Source organism: Methanosarcina sp. WWM596 (assembly GCF_000969965.1).
Taxonomy (GTDB): Archaea; Halobacteriota; Methanosarcinia; order Methanosarcinales; family Methanosarcinaceae; genus Methanosarcina.
On sequence record NZ_CP009503.1, the window covers coordinates 3,356,891 to 3,375,895 of the forward strand.

The 19,005-nt window shown below is 44.0% G+C and carries 12 protein-coding genes; 9 read left to right on the forward strand and 3 right to left on the reverse strand.

Annotation, left to right across the window (positions count from 1 at the left end):
• The first annotated feature begins 1 nt into the window (after position 1).
• The 9 genes from MSWHS_RS14800 (at position 2) to MSWHS_RS14840 (ending at position 15,550) form a co-directional block, all read left to right on the forward strand.
• Positions 2-826: a macro domain-containing protein gene (locus MSWHS_RS14800; RefSeq protein WP_048159307.1), complete on the forward strand. Its 825-nt coding sequence runs from the start codon at positions 2-4 to the stop codon at positions 824-826.
• A 3-nt stretch (positions 827-829) separates the two neighbouring features.
• Positions 830-1,390, forward strand: a complete 561-nt coding sequence (locus MSWHS_RS14805; RefSeq protein WP_048159309.1) for a TIR domain-containing protein — start codon at positions 830-832, stop codon at positions 1,388-1,390.
• A 291-nt stretch (positions 1,391-1,681) separates the two neighbouring features.
• Positions 1,682-2,974, forward strand: coding sequence for an AAA family ATPase (locus MSWHS_RS14810; protein WP_048159311.1), 1,293 nt, complete (start codon positions 1,682-1,684; stop codon positions 2,972-2,974).
• A 4-nt stretch (positions 2,975-2,978) separates the two neighbouring features.
• Positions 2,979-3,638 carry a hypothetical protein gene (locus MSWHS_RS14815; RefSeq protein WP_197073949.1) on the forward strand — a complete coding sequence of 220 codons (660 nt, stop codon included), beginning with the start codon at positions 2,979-2,981 and terminating at the stop codon, positions 3,636-3,638.
• The gene (locus tag MSWHS_RS14820) at positions 3,638-6,544 is read left to right on the forward strand and encodes a DEAD/DEAH box helicase (RefSeq protein WP_048159316.1); all 2,907 of its coding nucleotides are present in this window, start codon (positions 3,638-3,640) and stop codon (positions 6,542-6,544) included. Before MSWHS_RS14815 ends, MSWHS_RS14820 begins: the two co-directional genes overlap by 1 nt.
• Positions 6,537-8,531, forward strand: a complete 1,995-nt coding sequence (gene pglZ, locus MSWHS_RS14825; protein ID WP_048159658.1) for a BREX-3 system phosphatase PglZ — start codon at positions 6,537-6,539, stop codon at positions 8,529-8,531. The genes MSWHS_RS14820 and pglZ overlap by 8 nt, the downstream gene beginning before the upstream one ends.
• Complete coding sequence (locus MSWHS_RS14830) at positions 8,531-9,283, forward strand: hypothetical protein (RefSeq protein ID WP_048159318.1); 753 nt, start codon at positions 8,531-8,533, stop codon at positions 9,281-9,283. The genes pglZ and MSWHS_RS14830 overlap by 1 nt, the downstream gene beginning before the upstream one ends.
• Positions 9,284-9,994: 711 nt before the next feature.
• On the forward strand, positions 9,995-12,010 hold the full coding sequence (locus tag MSWHS_RS14835) for a DEAD/DEAH box helicase (RefSeq protein WP_048159320.1): 2,016 nt from the start codon (positions 9,995-9,997) through the stop codon (positions 12,008-12,010).
• 672 nt (positions 12,011-12,682) lie between these two features.
• Entirely contained in the window at positions 12,683-15,550 is a 2,868-nt protein-coding gene (locus tag MSWHS_RS14840) for a M1 family metallopeptidase (RefSeq protein WP_048159321.1), read from the forward strand.
• A gap of 744 nt (positions 15,551-16,294) precedes the next feature.
• On the opposite strand, the gene MSWHS_RS14845 is transcribed toward MSWHS_RS14840, so the two are convergent.
• The 3 genes from MSWHS_RS14845 to MSWHS_RS14855 form a co-directional block, all read right to left on the reverse strand.
• Positions 16,295-16,966: a diphthine--ammonia ligase gene (locus MSWHS_RS14845; protein ID WP_048130521.1), complete on the reverse strand. Its 672-nt coding sequence runs from the start codon at positions 16,964-16,966 to the stop codon at positions 16,295-16,297.
• Positions 16,967-17,007: 41 nt separating this feature from the next.
• Positions 17,008-17,895 carry a carbohydrate kinase family protein gene (locus tag MSWHS_RS14850; protein WP_048128942.1) on the reverse strand — a complete coding sequence of 296 codons (888 nt, stop codon included), beginning with the start codon at positions 17,893-17,895 and terminating at the stop codon, positions 17,008-17,010.
• A gap of 252 nt (positions 17,896-18,147) precedes the next feature.
• Positions 18,148-18,537 (reverse strand): DUF555 domain-containing protein, encoded by a 390-nt coding sequence (locus tag MSWHS_RS14855; RefSeq protein ID WP_048128940.1) that lies wholly within the window; start codon positions 18,535-18,537, stop codon positions 18,148-18,150.
• Positions 18,538-19,005: the final 468 nt, after the last annotated feature.

The following is a 19,005-nucleotide window of genomic DNA, read 5'->3' on the forward strand; positions in this document are numbered from 1 at the left end:
GATGTTATTGTCTTTTGGCAAAACATATCTCTCGTGTATAGGCGTGATATGGCTTTTTGTTGAAATGTATAACGGGCTAATGCCTTTAAGTATAAATTGTTCTGTTTGGTGCCTGATCAGCATTGCTTTAATATGTTCAATACTATGGTTTCTGTTTGATGGATATTTTATTGGTGGATCTCTGAAGCAGACAATTGTTGTAAATAGCAATGCATTCGATACAAAAGTAATTATTAAGTTCAGTGATCTCTTCAAACAAGAGGGATGGAAAACCATTCCTGTAAATGAGTTCTTTGACAGCATTGTTGACGACAAGCATGTGTCTTCCAAAAGTCTTCATGGTATACTTTTAAAGAATTACTGGAACCAAAATACCGAAGATTGGGATCAACAGATAAACAGTTCACTGTCTGATAAAGATTTGATTGAAAAAGTTTCAAGGAATTCAGGGAAATTAAACAGATATAAAATTGGAGCAACAGCGATAGCTAAGAAGGATGATAACAATTTTTTATGTGTCGCATTGACAAAAACAGACATTAATACCTTACAGGCATCGGCTGGTCCGATTGAGTTGTACCAAGCACTAACAGGTTTGCTCATAAAAGCACGAGAAGTTTGTTCTGGATCATCATTAAATATTCCCTTACTAGGTTCAGGTTTGTCAAGAACTGGCATAAAAGCAAACATCATCGTAGATCTTATTTTAATGGCTATTTTTGAGGAGAGTAAAAAAAGTAAAATTACTGAAGAAATTAGAATTATTCTCCCTACAAATAAAAGGAAGGATATTGATATAAATACCATACATAAAAATTGGAGTTAAAGTGTGACTTATCGTAATGGTACATATATAGCATTTGATGGGCTTGGTCAGACAGACCCAATATTATCCGATTTTAAGTATTATGGAGCAATTCAAGCTTGGACTGCGAACAAAAACATGGATTTCAAATATGTCAACAGCCATGACAAAACATGTGCAGTAAGGGATAGCAGTTTAAGAACAACTCTTGAGGCTAGGATAAGAGAGCGTCAATCTAACTCTAAAAATATGGTAGTCATACTCAGTTCTGATACCCGTAAAACAGGAAGCATGCTTACATACGAAATAGAGAAGGCTGTTGATTACTACAAAATTCCTTTGATAATTGCTTATGTTGACTATCAAGTTGTTGCTAAGCCGGTCAAACTATCTAAATACTGGCCTGAAGCTCTTCGTTCAAGAATAGAAAATGGTACTGCCAAAGCTATTCACATCCCATTCACCAAAGATGCAATTCTTAAATCTGTCGAACAATTTAATGTTTACAATATGCCTGTAACTGCTATGGACAATTACAGCAAGGCAGATCATCGTACATTTGGTACCTTGGGCTCAGCTGGCTAGTTCATAAATACTCGAAAATGATTTCGAGTATAATGTAAAAGTCTAATAAGAATCTACTGGAAAAAATTCTTATCACTGCTTTGTTTGTGAATTTTCACAGAAGAATTTCCAAGGGATAAAATTCAAGCCCATCAGAGATTGCTATTTGAAGCAGTAAAGGATGTATGGTTGAACCAGTTGATGACAGATAATTGATCCAGAACAATACAACAATCACAAATTTCAAAAGTCTCTCAAAAAACTCACTCATGTGGTATGATCAGGCAGTGACAAGGATGGGAAGTGAATAAAATGGCCAGAATCGAAGGGTTCAGAATAAAGAACTTCCGGGTATTGAAAGACGTAACACTTGGAAAATTGTGGAACACTCAGAAAAATGACCCCTTGACCCCCATGACAGCGGTTATTGGAAAAAACGGGGTGGGGAAAAGTACGCTTTTTGATGCCTTCGGGTTCCTTGCCGACTGCCTTAAAATTGGGGTCGAAGAAGCCTGTGATGCCCGTGGGCGGGGAGGATTTGATAAAATCCGTTCCCGGGGGCAGGGAGGGCCAATTGAGTTTGAGGTTTACTACAAAGAACAAGGGAACGCTCGGCCTATCACATATGAATTGGCCATCGATACGGACGAATCTGGGAGGCCTTATGTTCAAAAGGAGAGGCTGCGACAAAGGCGCAGCGGGCAGAAAAGAGGCTGGCCATTTTCTTTTTTGGTCATGAACGAAGGCAAAGGAGTTGTCTGGAAAGGTGAAATCGAAGGCCATCAAATTGACGAAGAGAAGGACGATTTTGACCTCAATGGCTTCATTGAATCTATTCAACAGGGCGATGACCGCGAAGAAAGTCGAAAGACTGAGGTGGTTGAGCTTGAAGATAAAAGAAAACTTGGAATAGCAACACTTGGTTCACTTAAACAGCACCCGAGGATCTCAGCATTTCGAAGATTTATTGAGGGCTGGTACCTGAGCTACTTCACACCGGATGCGGCAAGGAGCTTACCCCTCGCCGGGCCTCAGAAACACCTGAATATTCACGGAGATAATCTGGGCAATGTAGTGCAGTTTATGGAACGTGAACACCCTACCCGTTTAAAGCTCATTCTCAAGAGGATCGCAGAAAAAATCCCGGGAATTGATAAGATTGATACGGATAAAACACCTGATGGAAGGCTTTTGCTTCGCTTCAATGATAAGGGATTTCAGGACCCGTTCTATGCCCAGCAGATGTCTGACGGGACCTTAAAAGTATTTGCATACCTCCTCCTTCTGGAAGACCCCACCCCTCCCCCGTTCTTATGCATTGAAGAGCCTGAAAACGGCCTCTATCACAAGCTCCTGGAATCCCTGGCCAAAGAATTTAGAGAGCATGCAACAGGCCGAAAGGGCGGCTCTCAGGTCTTTATCACAACACATCAACCTTACTTCGTCGATGCCCTTGAACCGGAAGAGGTTTGGATCTTAGAAAAAGGAAAAGACGGCTTTTCCACCATTTGGCGGGCCAGTGAAGACCCGATGGTGAAAAACCTGGTCAAAGAGGGGCTTCCTCTAGGTGGGCTGTGGTACAGCGATTACCTGGATGCGAGGTAAGTTCATGCATTTTGAGATACTCGTAGAAGACCAGTCCGGCAAAAAAATGCTGGATGTTCTTGTACCTAAAATAATTGGCAATGAGCACTCTTTTATGGTCCGTGCATACAAAGGGATTGGGCGCATCCCGGGAAATTTAAAGGGAAGTTCTGACCCAAGTAAGCGTATTCTCCTTGACCAGCTCCCCAGGTTACTCCGTGGCTACGGAAAGACCTTTGCCAGCTATCCTCCGGATTATCCTGCTGTTGTAATTCTGGTATGTGATCTTGACGACAAGTGCATGAAGGCATTCCGGGAAGAGCTTTGCGGGATTTTGCAAACATGCAATCCCCAACCGAAAACACGTTTCTGCATTGCTATTGAAGAAGGAGAAGCATGGTTTCTTGGCGATATCATGGCAGTCAAGAAAGCATATCCGCGGTCCAAAGATTCAATTCTAAGGTCATACAAAAATGATTCCATCTGTGGTACATGGGAACGGCTTGCCGATGCCGTCTATCCTGGCGGCTCTCAAAAACTTTCAGCTCAAGGATGGCAGCATGTAGGGGCTGAAAAATCCACATGGGCTAAAAACATCACACCTCATATGGATGTTGAAAATAACAATTCGCTGAGCTTCTGCTATTTCCGGCAAAAGCTCCGGGAGCTGGTGGGAACAGTCTAATGGAAACTGTCTGGAAATACTCCACCATCCACAACTCCCCCTGCAAAATCCTCGAAGAACAAACCCTGTGGGACCAGACGGTCTGCAGGATCTGGCTGCCGAACCAGGACGCAGTGGTCCGGGTTCCACGTTCAGCTTTGCGTCCCTTAACTTCCGAACTTCAACCAGAGATTGAAGCTAACCGCATTGCCTATATCTCAGCAGCCGCGAAAGTAGCCGAAGTGCTGGAAGGAGGCACAAATGGATCCGAGGGTCATGTGCTTCTGGCTCCCATGGAGTCCAATGTCATCCCGCTCCCGCACCAGATTCATGCTTTATCCCGTGCCATTTCCGGGGATAGGGTCCGCTACCTGCTGGCTGATGAGGTCGGTCTGGGAAAAACCATCGAAGCCGGGCTTGTGATTCGCGAACTCAAGCTCAGGGGACTGGTCAGGCGCACACTTATCGTTTCTCCGAAAGGGATTGCTACCCAGTGGGTGGCTGAGATGCAGACCCACTTCAACGAAAAGTTCCAGCTTGTTCTCGGGGATGATATCGGCACGCTGCAGCGCCTTGCTCCGGCAATTGGAGACCATCGCAGCTCTCTCTGGTCCCTTTTTGATCAGGTGATTGTATCCCTGGATTCCGTCAAGCCGCTGGACAGAAGGAGAGGGTGGTCGGCGGAAAGGATAGCGGAATACAACCGCAGCCGCTATGAAGATCTTGTGACTGCCGGCTGGGACCTGGTTATCGTGGACGAAGCTCACCGGCTGGGAGGCAGCACAGATCAGGTGGCCCGCTACAAACTCGGCCGTGGGCTGGCTGAGGCCGCTCCTTATATTCTGCTGCTCTCTGCGACCCCACACCAGGGTAAGACCGATGCCTTTTACCGCCTGATGAACCTGCTCGACGATAAGGCATTTCCGGATATGGAGAGCGTCTCCCGTGATCGGATGGCTCCCTATGTGATCCGCACCGAGAAACGTAAGGCTCTTGACTCTGAAGGCAAGCCTCTTTTCAAACCAAGGCAAACCCGGATGGCTCCGGTCAGGTGGGAAGTCCGGCATCACCTCCAGCAGTCGCTTTACGAGTCTGTAACTAACTACGTCCGTGAAGGCTATAACCAGTCCATCCGGGAAAAAAAGCCCCACATCGGCTTCCTGATGATCCTCATGCAGAGGCTGGTGGTTTCCAGCACCCGTGCTATCCGGACCACCCTGGAACGGCGGCTTGAAGTTTTGAAAACAAACGAGCTTCTGGCTGCCCAGCGGCTTGATGACATGGAAAACGGCTCAGAAAATCTGGACGAGTTCTATGATATGGATGGGCAGGAACTGCTCGACGAGCTCCTCAAGTCCCGGGTTTCTTCCCTGAAGAACGAAAGCATCCAGGTTGAGTCATTGCTTGATGCTGCTCGCAGGTGCGAACAGGCTGAACCTGACGCAAAGGCAGAAGCCCTGATCGAATGGATTTATCAGCTCCAAGCCGATGAAAACGAGCCGGACCTGAAAGTCCTGATTTTTACTGAATTCGTCCCGACCCAGGGAATGTTGAAGGAATTCCTGGAAGCTCGCGGGATCTCCGTTGCCACCCTCAATGGTTCCATGGATATGGACGAGCGCAAGCGGGCACAGGATGCCTTTCGGGACAGTTCCCGGATTTTGGTATCCACCGATGCAGGTGGAGAAGGTTTGAACCTTCAATTCTGTCATGTTGTCATCAATTACGATATTCCCTGGAACCCAATGCGGCTAGAACAGCGGATTGGTCGCGTGGATAGGATAGGCCAGGCAAAGACAGTCCGGGCCATCAACTTTGTATTTGAAAATTCAGTCGAGTTTCGTGTAAGAGAGGTGCTGGAGCAAAAGCTCGCAGTTATTTTTGATGAGTTCGGCATCGATAAAACCGGTGATGTTCTCGATTCCGCTCAGGCAGGCGAACTTTTCGAGGAAATCTTTACCTCTGCGTATATGAATCCGGAAACAATCGAAGACTCAGTGGATTACACGGTATCCAGGATTCGTGATGAGATCCGCGAGGTCCGGGAGAGCTCTACCATTTATGGAATCTCGGAAGAACCGGATATTCAGGCAGCTGAACGCCTGCGTTCACACCCGTTGCCCCATTGGGTGGAAAGGATGACGGTTGGATACCTCAACTCTCACGGAGGCAAAGCAGCCCGTAAACGTTCATGGTGGGAGCTCACATGGCCTGATGGGGAGGTCCTTCAGAAGTGCGTTTTTACTTCGCGGGAGAATGAAAAGTTCAATGATTCCAATAATGCCAGTGATGCTACGCTTCTCAACCTGGAAAACAGCCAGGTCCGTGGGCTGGCGCTTAATCTGCCCCTGATCGTTGCCGGGCAGCCACTACCCTGTGTGGGCATAAACGGCTTGCCGTCCAGCATCTCCGGATTTTGGGGACTTTTTGAAGTGCGTCTCCAGGCAGGTCTGCAAAAGCACAGTCAACTCATACGGATTCCACTGGTGAGGCATCGATATCTTAGTATCTTTGTTACCGATGAAGGCAAGGTGTTCCTGCCGACAGCCCGTCACATCTGGGATGCTATGCAGACAACAGAACCAAATGTATTGCACTCTCTTGGCCACGAAGAATCTCTGACAGCTTATGAAACACTCCTTGATGCTGCCGAAAAAGCTGGAAAGGAGCTGTTTGACTCCCTGCAGCAAGAACATCTTTCATCCATAGCTCGCGAAGAAGAGCGTGGGTTGCATGCCTTTGAGTCCAGAAGAAAGGCTATAGACCGAGTTGGGCTTCCTGAGGTTCGCCAATACCGCCAAACCAAGTGTGATGCCGAAGAAAACGAATGGAGGAATGAGTTGGAAATGGCAAAGCAGATTGTCCCGGAAATCAGACCACTTCTTCTTATGCGAATCGTCAAAGGAGATGCTTGTGATCATGAGTGACTGGCGAGAATATATACTGAACGAGTTCGTACCCCAGATAAGCAAGCTCACCATAGTGGCTGACCCGGATGCTTTGCTGACCGAAGAGAAGCTCGCATTTGAACTAAAAAATCGCGGTTTTGACCTGATCGAGTTCAACGACCCGGTCGAGTTCCGATATATTTATGAATTAAAGTACAGGGCTAAATGGGACCAGGGCGAACAAACAGATCTTGTAGTTGTCCTCCGCATAAAAGACTCAGAACTTGAAACCCTTCCATATGATCTCCTGAATACCGGAAGAAAGCTTTTCTTCAACCTTGGAGAACTTTTTCCCAATCTCAGTTATCCGGTGATCGAGAAACTGGACCGCAGTCATCTGGATGTCCTGTTCGATGCCCAGAAGAAATATACTCCAGATCGAATGGGTGACAACGCTACCAAGGACTTCATTCTACGCCACGTTTTCGGCATAGAGGCTAACCTCATCAGTAATGAGGTTGAACTTCTCCGAGAACTTCTCCGGCTTCACTACAGAAAAATCACCATGCCAGAACTGCTGTCTAACCGGCTTGTCCAGGTATTGAGATATCATGGAAGTTTCCATAGCTGGCCATTGGAAGAAATTGTTCCTGACGAAAAGGTATTCTTCGCATTCCTGCAGGAACGCTGGCCTGTATTCCTTGATAGGATCTTGGCTGAAACCGAATATACTGAAAAGTCTTTAGAGACTGATTTCAAATATCCAGGACCAGAAGTCTTGCCTTTTGATCATCAGGACATCCACGTTTATATCGACAATCTGTTTGTTGAAGGGAAACTCACTCCGGTTCAGAGGCCGGAAATAAGTGCCGAGACACCTTCTTGGATTCGAAGTGGAATAGCTGAGTCAAGTGGTGAATATGACGATATTCGTACAACTCGCCTTCTCGAACTTGTTGAGAAATCGGTCCCAGGGAGGGAATCAAGGCATTCCGATTGGCTGGAATTCGCCATGAAGTGGGCCGAGCTGGGGTCCCTCGTACATTCGGGCTGTCAGGTAAAGGAATGGGAACGATCCCAACAGATCGGCACCAGTCTCAACAATACTTTCGCTGAATGGCTGAGTGACCATTATGCAGCCCTCATCGATCTCCCTCCAATTAATCCGGCAATGCTCCACCATGTTCCACGTATGCTGGCGCGAGAGATGGAAACAAAATCAAACACAAAAGTAGCATTAATAGTAGTTGATGGTCTCTCTCTTGAACAATGGATTGCCATTCGACAGATTCTTCGCGAACAAGATCATGGCCTTGTAATGCAAGAATCGGCTACATTTGCCTGGATTCCTACACTAACTTCTGTGTCCAGACAGGCGATCTTTGCAGGAAAAATTCCCTTCTTTTATCCCTCATCAATCAATACGACTAACAATGAAAACAATCTATGGAGGCAATTTTGGGAAAGCAAAGGTTTGTCCAAATTGGATATCGGATATAAGAGAGGGATGGGAGATGGCAACGTAATCAATATTCTTGATGACACATTGAACCCTGGAAAGACCAGAGCTATCGGTTTAGTTGTGGATAAGGTCGACAAGATCATGCATGGCATGCAACTTGGAGTGGCTGGAATGCACAATCAGATCAAACAATGGTGCCATGAAGGATTCCTCAGCTCACTTATTGGTTATCTTCTGGATCAAAATTATCAGGTTTGGCTGACATCTGACCACGGGAACATTGAATGTCAGGGAAAAGGAAATCCTTCTGAAGGCGTTATTGCCGAAACTCGTGGTGAAAGGGTTCGAATCTATCCTACCGCTGAACTTCGCAACTCAGTCGCCAGTTCACTTACTTTCGCCCACGAATGGGAACCAATTGGCCTGCCAGAAGGTTACTTCCCTCTGGTTGCTGGGGGAAGCGACGCTTTCATCAAGGAAGGAGAAAAGATAGTTAGCCATGGAGGCATCTCCATTGAAGAGGTTATCGTACCTCTGGTGAAATTTGAAAGGAAGACTCGTTAATGGGCAAAAGACATGAAAAAATTGGGATAAAGCAAGTAATCCGACTTGAATGGATGGACTATGTGCTCAATATGCTCCTTGCTGGCATGGGACCAGAGTCCATCAGAGTCGAGCTAAAAAGCTATCTTGCTGATAAAAAACAAAGTGGTGGTACAGGTGAGCGAGGGGAAAAAACTTATTTGATGGCAATAGGTCCACTATCTGCTTGGTTTGATCCTGAACCGGAACTGGTTGATTTTCGTGATCATGCACTTATGATGGCATCCAAACTCCAGCAGAAGCAGTGGTTGCTTTTACACTGGGCCATATTATCTGCTGCTTATCCCTTTTGGTTCAGTGTTGCTAAACAAACTGGTCGCTTGCTGAATCTGCAAGAAAAGGTTACACAGAGGCAGATATTCGACCGACTCATAGAGCAATATGGTGATCGTGAAACAGTTTCTCGAAATGCACGTTATTCAATTCGTTCATTTGTTGCGTGGGGAGTTCTGAAAGACACGGAATCTAAAGGTTCTTATGAGAAATCCGATACATTGTTGATTCAAGACAAGGATCTGGTCATTTTGCTTCTCGAAGCATCATTGTATGCTACTCCAGAGGGGAAAGGCGCTTTGGGGTTGCTTATAAACTCTCCTGCATTTTTCCCATTCGAGTTTACTATGCTTACTGGTGATCTCATCGTTAAGAAAGCACCTGGTATCGATGTAGTTCGTCATGGACTGGACGATGAACTTCTAAAATTAAAACAGTGAAAAATAATTCTCTTTTATGCTTCTATACTAATCAATATTGCACCAGTAAAATCAATAGCTTTCTTTTCAAAAGTACATCCACTTAGTCCTGATCCGTGAGGGTAGTAGAGGCGAAAGATGTGAAAGAATTGAACAGAGGTAAAGCATAAACAATGTGAAATGGGTGATAATTGAAAGCAAACCCAGATAATATCGTTTAAAAATTGATACTTCCAATGACAATTCTTTTAAATTTTTATACAAGGGGCGAAATAGTGTCGTCACTGGTTACTCTTCTGGGCTCCTTCTGATAATAATAAAAATCTTTATATATCTCCCCCTCTTTTATTATTTTTAAATTATTCTTCAATAAATGTTGGGAACAGAGGACTTAGTAGGAATTACTTTTGAGCTTATACTAACGAAAAATTTATACTAAACCCTATGAGTTCGAAAGCATAGAAGACAAAACAAGAGTAGTTTACTTTGTCTATCTATCCAGGTACATCTGAAAGTTAACTTACTGGTTTCTTAGAGGTGTGAGATATTCAGAGAATTTGGCCCCATGAACTTGAGTACTTCGAGCATCCTGAAAGGTTTACTTTTGACTACTTTAGGAATAAAAAGCTTTCAGAAAAAACGCTAGCCAATGCTCTTGGGATCGCGGACGAGGAGCTTTTAAATTATTATGATTACATTTTCAGTCCAGAAAACTGCAGGTTTTTCTTGCAAATGGATACGAGAGAGGGAAACAATTATAGTCTTCTCGAAAATTTTGTGTTGAATGCTTCATTAGAGATACTTGGAAAAAGATCCCATGGTGAAAAATTTTATCATGAATTTTCTATTTTCAGAAGGGAAACAATCTATGCCCTATATCCTTTTCTGGAAGAACAGAAGATAAATTTACTGAAAAAAATTGCCATTGAAAGCGGTTTGGACAGTGAAAAGATAGATGAAGTATCCAGAATGTTCTGTACCGGGAGTTCTCTTTTTTCGCTGGAATTATACGTTCAACTAAATGAACTTAAAAAGTTCTATGAATTCTTTGATAAACTTTTGCAAAGTGATGAAAAACTTGCAAATATCTTAGGGGAGCCAAAAATCTTAATTGATCTGTGGGGCCATCAAAAAGAGGCACTTCAGTTATGGTTTCAGAACGGAGGTAAAGGGATCGTCGAGATGGCCACAGCAACTGGAAAAACAATTGTTGGACTTGCAGCAATACAGGTATTGTATAAAAACCGCAAAAAATTGAACGTGCTGGTACTTGCACATTCGAAGGCTATTTTAAGGCAATGGCGAAAAGAAGCCATTAGCAAATTAGGGCTTATAGCAGATCCGAACGATAACTACAATACATCTATAGGCTATGGGAATAAACTTCGGATTGAATTTAACACCATGCAGACAGTGTACAAAAACCCATGGGGATATGAAACAGACTATCTTATTGTCGACGAAGTCCATCATGGGGCAGGTAAAGAATTCCGAAATGCTCTCAATGTGCCATGCAAGTGGAAGATGGGGCTTTCTGCAACCATAGAAGGGGGAGAACGCGAGAGTGTTCTTGACCAGTATCTTGGAAAAACTGTCTATGAATTTAATCTTGAGAAAGCCCGTGAAAAAGGAATTATTCCAGAATTTAAATTATACATCCATAAAGATTTTTTAGATGTGAAAGAATCCGTTGATTTTTATCTAATTACTGAAAAAATTGTAAATCTGCTTAATTTTATAAATAGCACTCAAAAAGAAGAGATTAAACTAATTTCAAATGGAAAATTCAGTAGTTTTGAAAACCTTTCAGACTTTGTACACTTAATGGCCAATTCAAGATCAAAAAGTGATCAAATACCAGCTGAGTGGAATTCTTTAAGCACCCTTTTGTTTAGAAGAAGGATTATTATTCACAGGTCATCTCCAAAAATTGAGAGTGCGATTAACCTTGCAAAAGTAGTGGCAAGAAATAAAAAATGCGTCATGTTCACCATGGACATCGAAACCTGTGAAAAAATTTATGATTCATTGTCTGGCTATGTTAATACTTATCACGTTCATTCAAACTTAAAAGAACACCAAAATAATGAAGAACTCGATAAATTTAAAAAATGCAGTAATGGTGTCCTTATAGCTCCGAAAATGCTGGATGAAGGTATCGATATCCCTGATGCAGAAATTGGAATAAACGTTTCCTCCTCTAAAACGAAGTTGCAGTTAGTCCAGAGAATGGGCAGAATATTGAGAAACAAACCTGGTAAAAAACCTGTTTTCCATCACTTTGTAGCACTGCCGCAGAGTTTTATTGATCCAGAGGACTCTTTCAACTATTTGAATGATCTGGTATGGATACAAGATATTACTTTAAAAATGGGAATTACATCCGAAATCTACGATGCAGATACAATTGCTCCAGAAGACGTGAAAACAATACAGGAATTAGAGAAACGCTCTGAAGAAGTTGTATGCCGTTATCACGCAAAATATGATAAAATTACGTCCAATGAGTTTGGAACAATTAGAATCAAGAGTATTGTTGATTCTATAGAACAAGAAGCAAAAGTCAAGCTCATCACTTTGCTTGATAACTGGGATGGATATATATCCGATGAACAGTGGATACAGATTTTGAAAGCTTCTTATGACGATGAATCCATGGTTAGCATTCCAAACCATCTTTGGCTTCTTATAATAGCCGAAAGAAAGCCCGAAAATATTGTCAACTTGCTGCAAAAATATGACAACTGAATCGTTTCCTTCAGGTTCTCGATATTCTCATAAATTTATTCACGACAGGGTTCCCACAACATTATAAGAGATTCTCCCCCGGGTGCCGAACTGAAAAATCAACTCCACATCGGTCCCCCACCATGAAACCTTTTACAAAAAACCTGAAACCTGCAGGGCGTTGAGAGGGAGAGGCCCCTGGCTTAAAAAATCTATTTGCTCATTCATAGGATTTTGCACCCCGGGGTCCGGTTTGAGGATTTCACGATTTTGGGGATTTTGTCGCGGGATAAAATAGTAGAGAACTGGATAAACGGTAGGTGGGGAGAAAGGGGAGCAGCCCGCTGGGAAATATAATAAAACAGTTATATTCAAACTGTCCCACAGGTGGCTCCAGTTCCTCATTCCTCAACGACTTCCCAGTGTGTCAACGACGGATTAAAATTCCCCATTTTCGGCGGATTAAAATTCCCCATTTCTCAATCCTTGAGATAAGTTGGAGGAGTGCGAACGTGCTGAAAAAGGACGATTTATTTTGGTATCTACCCGAGCAGCTTAAAAGATAGATTTGCTAATAAAATTATACAGTAGATGCAAATCTTTCCTCTCTCCCCAAACTACACCTTTAAATCTCATCCCTCCCTTTTCTATCCCACAATATAACTCTCATAACATTTACTCGGTGACATTTTTATGAAAAATAGGCTGTACAAATATTATCCTGAAGATTTCGGGGAACTTACTGTTGACGTTTTGCATATGGACCTGACATTTGATGTCTATGATGACAGGACGAATGTGAAGTCCCTGCTCAGGGTCAGGACCAGGGATGCACCTCTTGAGACGCTGGAGTTAAACTGCAGGGACCTTGAGATCCGGGCTGTGAGCTGCATACAGTCTGAGGTTTCTTACAGGTACAGGCAGGATGATGCGATCCTTGAAATTAATTTCATGGACGTGATTCCTCCGCATACTGAGATTGTGGTTGTTACGGATACGGTTTGCAGACCTACAAAGAACATCCTTGAGGGGCTGTATTATGACGAGACGCCGGCAGGGGCTCCTCCACAGCAGATCACGCAGTGCCAGCAGTGGGGGTTCCAGAGGATCGTGCCGTGCATAGACGACATGTGCGCAAAATGCACGTACAGGACAACCATCATTGCTGACTCGAGGTACACGAACCTTATCACAAACGGGGATGTTGTGGTTGAACGGCATACCGTAAAGCCGGGCAGGGACAAAATAGTTTATGAAAACTCCGTTACTCCGATGGCGACATACCTCTTTTTCCTGGGCGTGGGGACTTATGCGACTTTTACTAGGGAATTTGAGTACCCGGATGGAGATACTTTCATGCTGGAACTGCTCGTGCCGCCCGGCTCAAGTGCAGAAGCTGCCGAAAAAGCGCTTGACATCCTGCATGATTCTGCCATGTGGGTCTATCTCTTTACAGGGCCTGAGCAATTCGATGAAGCCAAGTTGCCTATCAGGAAAGAGCTCTGGGAGCTTGTCCGCAGGCGAGAGAGAATGAAACTTGAGGCAAAGCCCGGGGCTACGCTGGAAGAGCTCCGGAAGGTCAGGGAAAAGCTTGCAGGACTTGATAGGGCTATTACTCCGGGGTACAAATATACGGGAACTGTCTACAGGGAGATCGGGATGCAGAACTCGGACTTCGGGGGCATGGAAAATGTCGGGAACACCACAATTACCACAAACCGTATAATGCCTTTCCAGCAGATCACGGATCCGGCTTTCGAGTACATGATAAGTGTCAAGGTGCATGAATATTACCACAACCAGAACGGGTCCGAGGTTACGGGAAAAAGCCCCTTTGAGATCTGGTTAAATGAAGCTGTGACCGTGCATGTGGAAGAGCAGTACCACGCCTTCCTTTTCGGAGAGGATTACCAGAGGCTTGGCAGGGTGCTCGACCTGCTTGCTCCGGCATCAGGGACTTTTGCCCTGGACTCGGGAGCTGCGTCTATGCCCATCATCCCTGAAGGCTTCAATGACCCGAATGACCTCATCACTGCCGTTACGTATGTAAAATCCCCCGAATACGTGCGCATGGTCGAAACCCTCATAGGGAAAGATACTTTTGTCCGGGGCCTGGACCGTTATTTCAAAAAATTCAAACACTCCAACGCGACCACGCAGGACTGGATCGAAGCCATGGAAGAAGAAAGCGGGCAGCCTTTAAAGGAAATGGCCGAAACCTGGCTGAAGCAGACAAAGTTCCCTGTAGTCGAGGTCTCAGCCGAATACGACATGCCTTCTCGGAAGTTTACCTTCTTCCTCAAACAACAGGTCCCTACCGGAGGAAAACCCTGGGAGTTCCCGTTCAGGGCAGCTCTTGTGGATGAAAACGGGAAAGACCTTGCAGAAGTCCTGGTAAAGGTCAGCGGGGAAACTGAAGAGATTACGATTGAAAACGTGGACATGCCTTCTTTCCTTTCCCTGAACAGAGGTTACTCCTTCTACGGGAAACTCATTTACAGGGCAAGCCAGGAAGAGCTCCTGCTTCAGGTCAGGAAGGACAGCGACATCACGGGCAGGTTTACAGCCTTTTATACCCTTGTGGACCGGGAAAAGCTGAGGCTCCTTAAAGTTCCAGGTTCGGCCCCCTCCGAAGACTTTATAGAACTCTACTACAGGCTCTTTAATGACCGGCAACTTCTCGAAAGGGCAGGAGGGCAGTTCCTTACTATCTTTGAGTCCGTAGAAGACGAAGAATTTGCTCACCACTATCAGGAACTTTATGACGTAAAGCAAAAGCTCCTGAAAGCAGTTGCCTGGAAATACAGGAATTCCATGATTTCCGCCTACCACTTCTTTGAAAATGTTTCGGTTCCGGAAGATACATCTCTGGAAGAAACAGCAAGGGTGATCAAGAGCAGGCAGGCTAAAAATGTCTGCCTCGGAGTCCTTGCAACCCTCGATACCCCTGAAATCCATGCCCTGATAAAACAGCAGTTTGAGACCGCAGCCTGTGCAACGGACAGATTGAGCGCATTTGCCGCGTACCTGAACAGTTCGGCTCCAGATAAAATTGAAGTCCTGAGGGCCTTTGAAGCCGAATCAAAGAAGAACCTTGTTGCCTGGGAAGCTTTCCTTGCAGTAATAGGAAACAATAGCAGTGTTGATGCAGTCGAACTGGTCAGGGAAATGGAAAGGTCAGCCGCCTTCAGGATCGAACAGACAAACGATCAGCGTGCCCTTTACGGCAGCTTTGCAAGGAACCGCAAGAAATCCCTCCAGACCGAAGAAGGCAGGGCCCTCTTTGCAGAAATCCTGAGAAAGCTGGCCCCTGTAAACGAATACAGCACAGTCAACATGCTCAATGCCTTTGCAAACATAGACCAGATGGCACCAAAGTATCATATCCCACTGGTAAAGATCCTGGCAGACCTCCTTGGAGAACTGGACTCCCAGAAATTCCCGAGCGTCTATAACAGGATAAGAAAGCTCCTTCTTGGAGCCCCGAAAGCTGTCAAAACATACAGTATAGAGCATGGAGAAATTAAGGCTCTACAGCCGGAAAAATCTGAAAAGAACTAATATTTTAGGAAAATAAAATCTCAGTAAAGTAAAATCTCAGTAAAGTAAAATCTCAGTAAAGTAAAATCTCAGTAAAGTAAAATCTCAGGAGAAGCAAACTACTCAAAGAAGTAGCCTGTCCGGGAAATCTCACAACTCAAATCCTTATTAGATAACCCGGCCCGGAAGGAGCCTAAAATAATTTTTCCTTCCGGACGCTGCTTTTTTGCACCTATTTTATAGGAAGAAGCGTAATACCTATGAAATCTTAATTTCATGGGATATAAGAGTCAACTTTTATATATTTTTCAATTGTTGATTCTGCTAAACTATTTTTTGTATTAAGTTAATTTAATAATAGATACTGTCACCACAACCCAAAATGTGAAAACCAAGCTGAGATAGTTGGATAACAGGGTATCGCATACCTGAAGGGATCGGAAACATTAATCCGGAAGTGTAAATTTTAACCATGATGTCTAATGTATTTGCTTTCATACATCGAGCGAGTAAGCCTGATGTAATAAATTTACAGTCTGAATTTAAAGTCAGCAATGACAACTATCCAACTGTAAAAATGGTTTGAATTTCAAGACACGCTCTAAGAGATGACAGGAATTAATTAAAAACAAACTCATTGAGATGTTTACGGAATTTCACAGAACTTCTGCCTGCACAGATTCGCCAGAACTGGAAAGTTCGAATGCAGGAATGGGGCTGCATCGGGCTTTTGCCAGTTATGAGAAAACAGTTGCTTGTGGGAAATCAGGTCTTATCGGCCAGTTTTGCATCCAGGATATTTAAAGAGCCTGTGTCGCCTTCCCACTCGATTTCACTTTTTACTATTTCTATGCGCTTTTTAAAGAAAGGAGCATCAAGGACTACGGTTTCGTATTCTCCGCCTTCCCCTGCCATATGAACCATATACCTGCGATTCAGGGCTTTGAGGTTTTCGATTGAGTTCACATTAATAGGACGGCCAAGCCAGGACTGATCCATACCATCGGCTGCAACTCTGACAATCCTGATATCGAGAACTTTTGCCATCTCATTCAGGAGCTCTTCAGGGTCCCTGTGCCAGAGAGGAGCATAGACCTTAAGCCCGAGGGAATCGCAGATCTTCTGCACTCTGCTTGCCTGGTACTGTGACTCAATAGCGCCTACAGATACTCCATCAACGTTCACTTTCTTCAGAGCAAGGGTAAGGTCGTCCAGCTCAAGTTCCTTGATTCCACTGGACTGCTGCTGGATCAATGGGATTCCACTGGCGGCAGACATCAGTTCTACCATATGGAGATTGACTGAGTGATACATATAGGAGTCATCTCTTGCGGGGATAATATTGATGAGGTGGGTGACCTCATGCCCCTCTTCAAAGGCTTTGTGAATGGCAAAGATCGAGTCCTTACCACCAGAAATCAGTGCTGCGAGTTTCATCTGCATCCTCTTCTATATTCCTATTTTTTAGTATTTCCAGGTTATAATTCTCCGAAGCTGGCTTCATAGCGAGATTTCATCTCTTTCCAGGTTGGAAGGTTTGTCTGACAGCCTCGGGTCTGTACGACAAAGGAAGCTACAGTTGATCCTATTTTTCCGCATGTGGGAAGGGAATAACCTCTGGTGTAAGCCAGCAGAAAACCTGCCCTGTAAGCATCTCCTGCTCCTGTAGGGTCTACAGCCTTTACGGAAACTACAGGAATTGCCCACTCGCCATCGTCTGTGTAAATTCTGCTGCCTTCCGCGTCATATGTTACAACAATAACATCAATCATAGCCCTGAGTTCGGAAAAACTTTTTCCAGTCATCTCTGAAACCCGCTTAATTTCGTGCCGGTTTGCAAAGAGGATATCAGTATTGGCAAGGATTGTTTCAAGTTTTTCTTTTGAGTAAGTCACCAGGTCCTGTCCAGGATCAAAGGAAACAAAATCTGCAATCTGCGCTATCTTTGCATTGTAGACGCAATCTGCTGTCGCCAGGTGGACAAAATCTGCAGATTCAGGCTCAAGTTCTTTGAATTTTGAGGACGCCCCCCAGTAAAAATAGGTGGCCTGGTTGTCTTCCCTGTCCGTGAAAATGAAAGCCTTGGAAAGCTTCAAGTCTTCAATACTGTAAAGGCGGGAGAGGTCAACGCATGCTTCCTTAAGAAGTTTTTCATATCCCGAGCTGGAAAAATCCGTGCCTACAGGAGATATCAGCTGGCTTTTTCCCCCCAGCTTTGCGATGGCAACTGCAATATTTGCAGCCCCTCCACCAGGATATTCTTCATAGTCAATTACAGGGGAAGACTCATTTTTTTCGGCTATTTTTTCAACATCGACGATGTAATCAAGGGCAGTATGCCCCACTACGGAAATTATACTGTCCATACAGTTTCCTCTTTTTTGCGGGTCTGGGAGGAGCCCGGGAGTTTTGGGATAGAATATATTTTTGAAAGATAAGTAAAGTAAAACTCAGGAAAAGATAAAATCACTGATTTATTCATTTCTGTCGTGATAAAAGCTTTTTTTTACCAGCGGTTTTTTAACCCCGGGCTACGGAAGAGCTGTCTGAGAAGAAGCCTTGCAGGCACTCCTCCCTCTGCCCCGTCATTTTCAACAGGTTCAGGGAAGGAAACCTGTTTATTTGCTTGCCTTGCCTTTCTGCTGCTGTTCGCTTTTTTCGACTGACCGTTCGAATTCCGTGACTTCGACAACTGTCAACGGGATGTCACGGAGAGACTTTCCTATGACGGATTTTGCGATCCTTTCCGCATGTTCCGCAGATTCGGCATCAAAAACCTTCATTTCAAAAATAAGCCCTACAAGAGCAGTATTTGCCGCTATGAAAACACTGCTAAAAGGCTCACCGCATGCCGGGCAGGACGTAGTTCCCACATCAACTTCTACAAAATCCAGTTTGGGGTTCAGGCGTTTTCCAGCCTCGGAAATCGCAACTCCTATTGCATCATCAGCCGTTTTTACATCTCTAACCAACCAAGCTGCTTCAAGTACCACATGAAAGTTCTTCATAATTGTCCACCGTAGTTATTCAGTATACGTTTTTAAGATATTCCCGGAGCAGGGAAAATGTTACAATATTTAAAGAGTAGAGTAAAGTACATTGATTATTTTAATTGTTTTGGCTTCGAATAAGCGTTTGTATTTATAAACTTTACTTATGATATGGTTTTTTCAGTTTAAGCTTTTAAAATCTCAACTTTCAGTTATAAGTTTTAACTTTTTACTTCTTATTATTCTTTAATCTTTCAACTTTTAATATTCTTTAATCTTTCAACTTTTAATGTTCTTTAATCTTTCAACTTTTAATATTCTTTAATCTTTCAACTTTTAATTATGTGTACCTGTTATTCAAAGAATTCATGTGCGTTTTTTGTTTATTAATTTTTTTAACTTTTCAGGTTTCGTTTTCAGGATTCCTTACCTTCTATTCCTATATCTATGTAAGGGTTACTATATTTCCGATTATTTTATTCCAGT

Bases quoted from the DNA above. Each gene is read 5' to 3' on its own strand.
- MSWHS_RS14855 (WP_048128940.1), bottom strand. From the start codon at position 18,537: ATGAAGAACTTTCATGTGGTACTTGAAGCAGCTTGGTTGGTTAGAGAT.
- MSWHS_RS14815 (WP_197073949.1), top strand. From the start codon at position 2,979: ATGCATTTTGAGATACTCGTAGAAGACCAGTCCGGCAAAAAAATGCTG.
- MSWHS_RS14810 (WP_048159311.1), top strand. From the start codon at position 1,682: ATGGCCAGAATCGAAGGGTTCAGAATAAAGAACTTCCGGGTATTGAAA.
- MSWHS_RS14820 (WP_048159316.1), top strand. From the start codon at position 3,638: ATGGAAACTGTCTGGAAATACTCCACCATCCACAACTCCCCCTGCAAA.
- MSWHS_RS14835 (WP_048159320.1), top strand. From the start codon at position 9,995: ATGGATACGAGAGAGGGAAACAATTATAGTCTTCTCGAAAATTTTGTG.
- MSWHS_RS14800 (WP_048159307.1), top strand. From the start codon at position 2: ATGTTATTGTCTTTTGGCAAAACATATCTCTCGTGTATAGGCGTGATA.
- MSWHS_RS14830 (WP_048159318.1), top strand. From the start codon at position 8,531: ATGGGCAAAAGACATGAAAAAATTGGGATAAAGCAAGTAATCCGACTT.
- MSWHS_RS14845 (WP_048130521.1), bottom strand. From the start codon at position 16,966: ATGAAACTCGCAGCACTGATTTCTGGTGGTAAGGACTCGATCTTTGCC.
- pglZ (WP_048159658.1), top strand. From the start codon at position 6,537: ATGAGTGACTGGCGAGAATATATACTGAACGAGTTCGTACCCCAGATA.
- MSWHS_RS14840 (WP_048159321.1), top strand. From the start codon at position 12,683: ATGAAAAATAGGCTGTACAAATATTATCCTGAAGATTTCGGGGAACTT.
- MSWHS_RS14850 (WP_048128942.1), bottom strand. From the start codon at position 17,895: ATGGACAGTATAATTTCCGTAGTGGGGCATACTGCCCTTGATTACATC.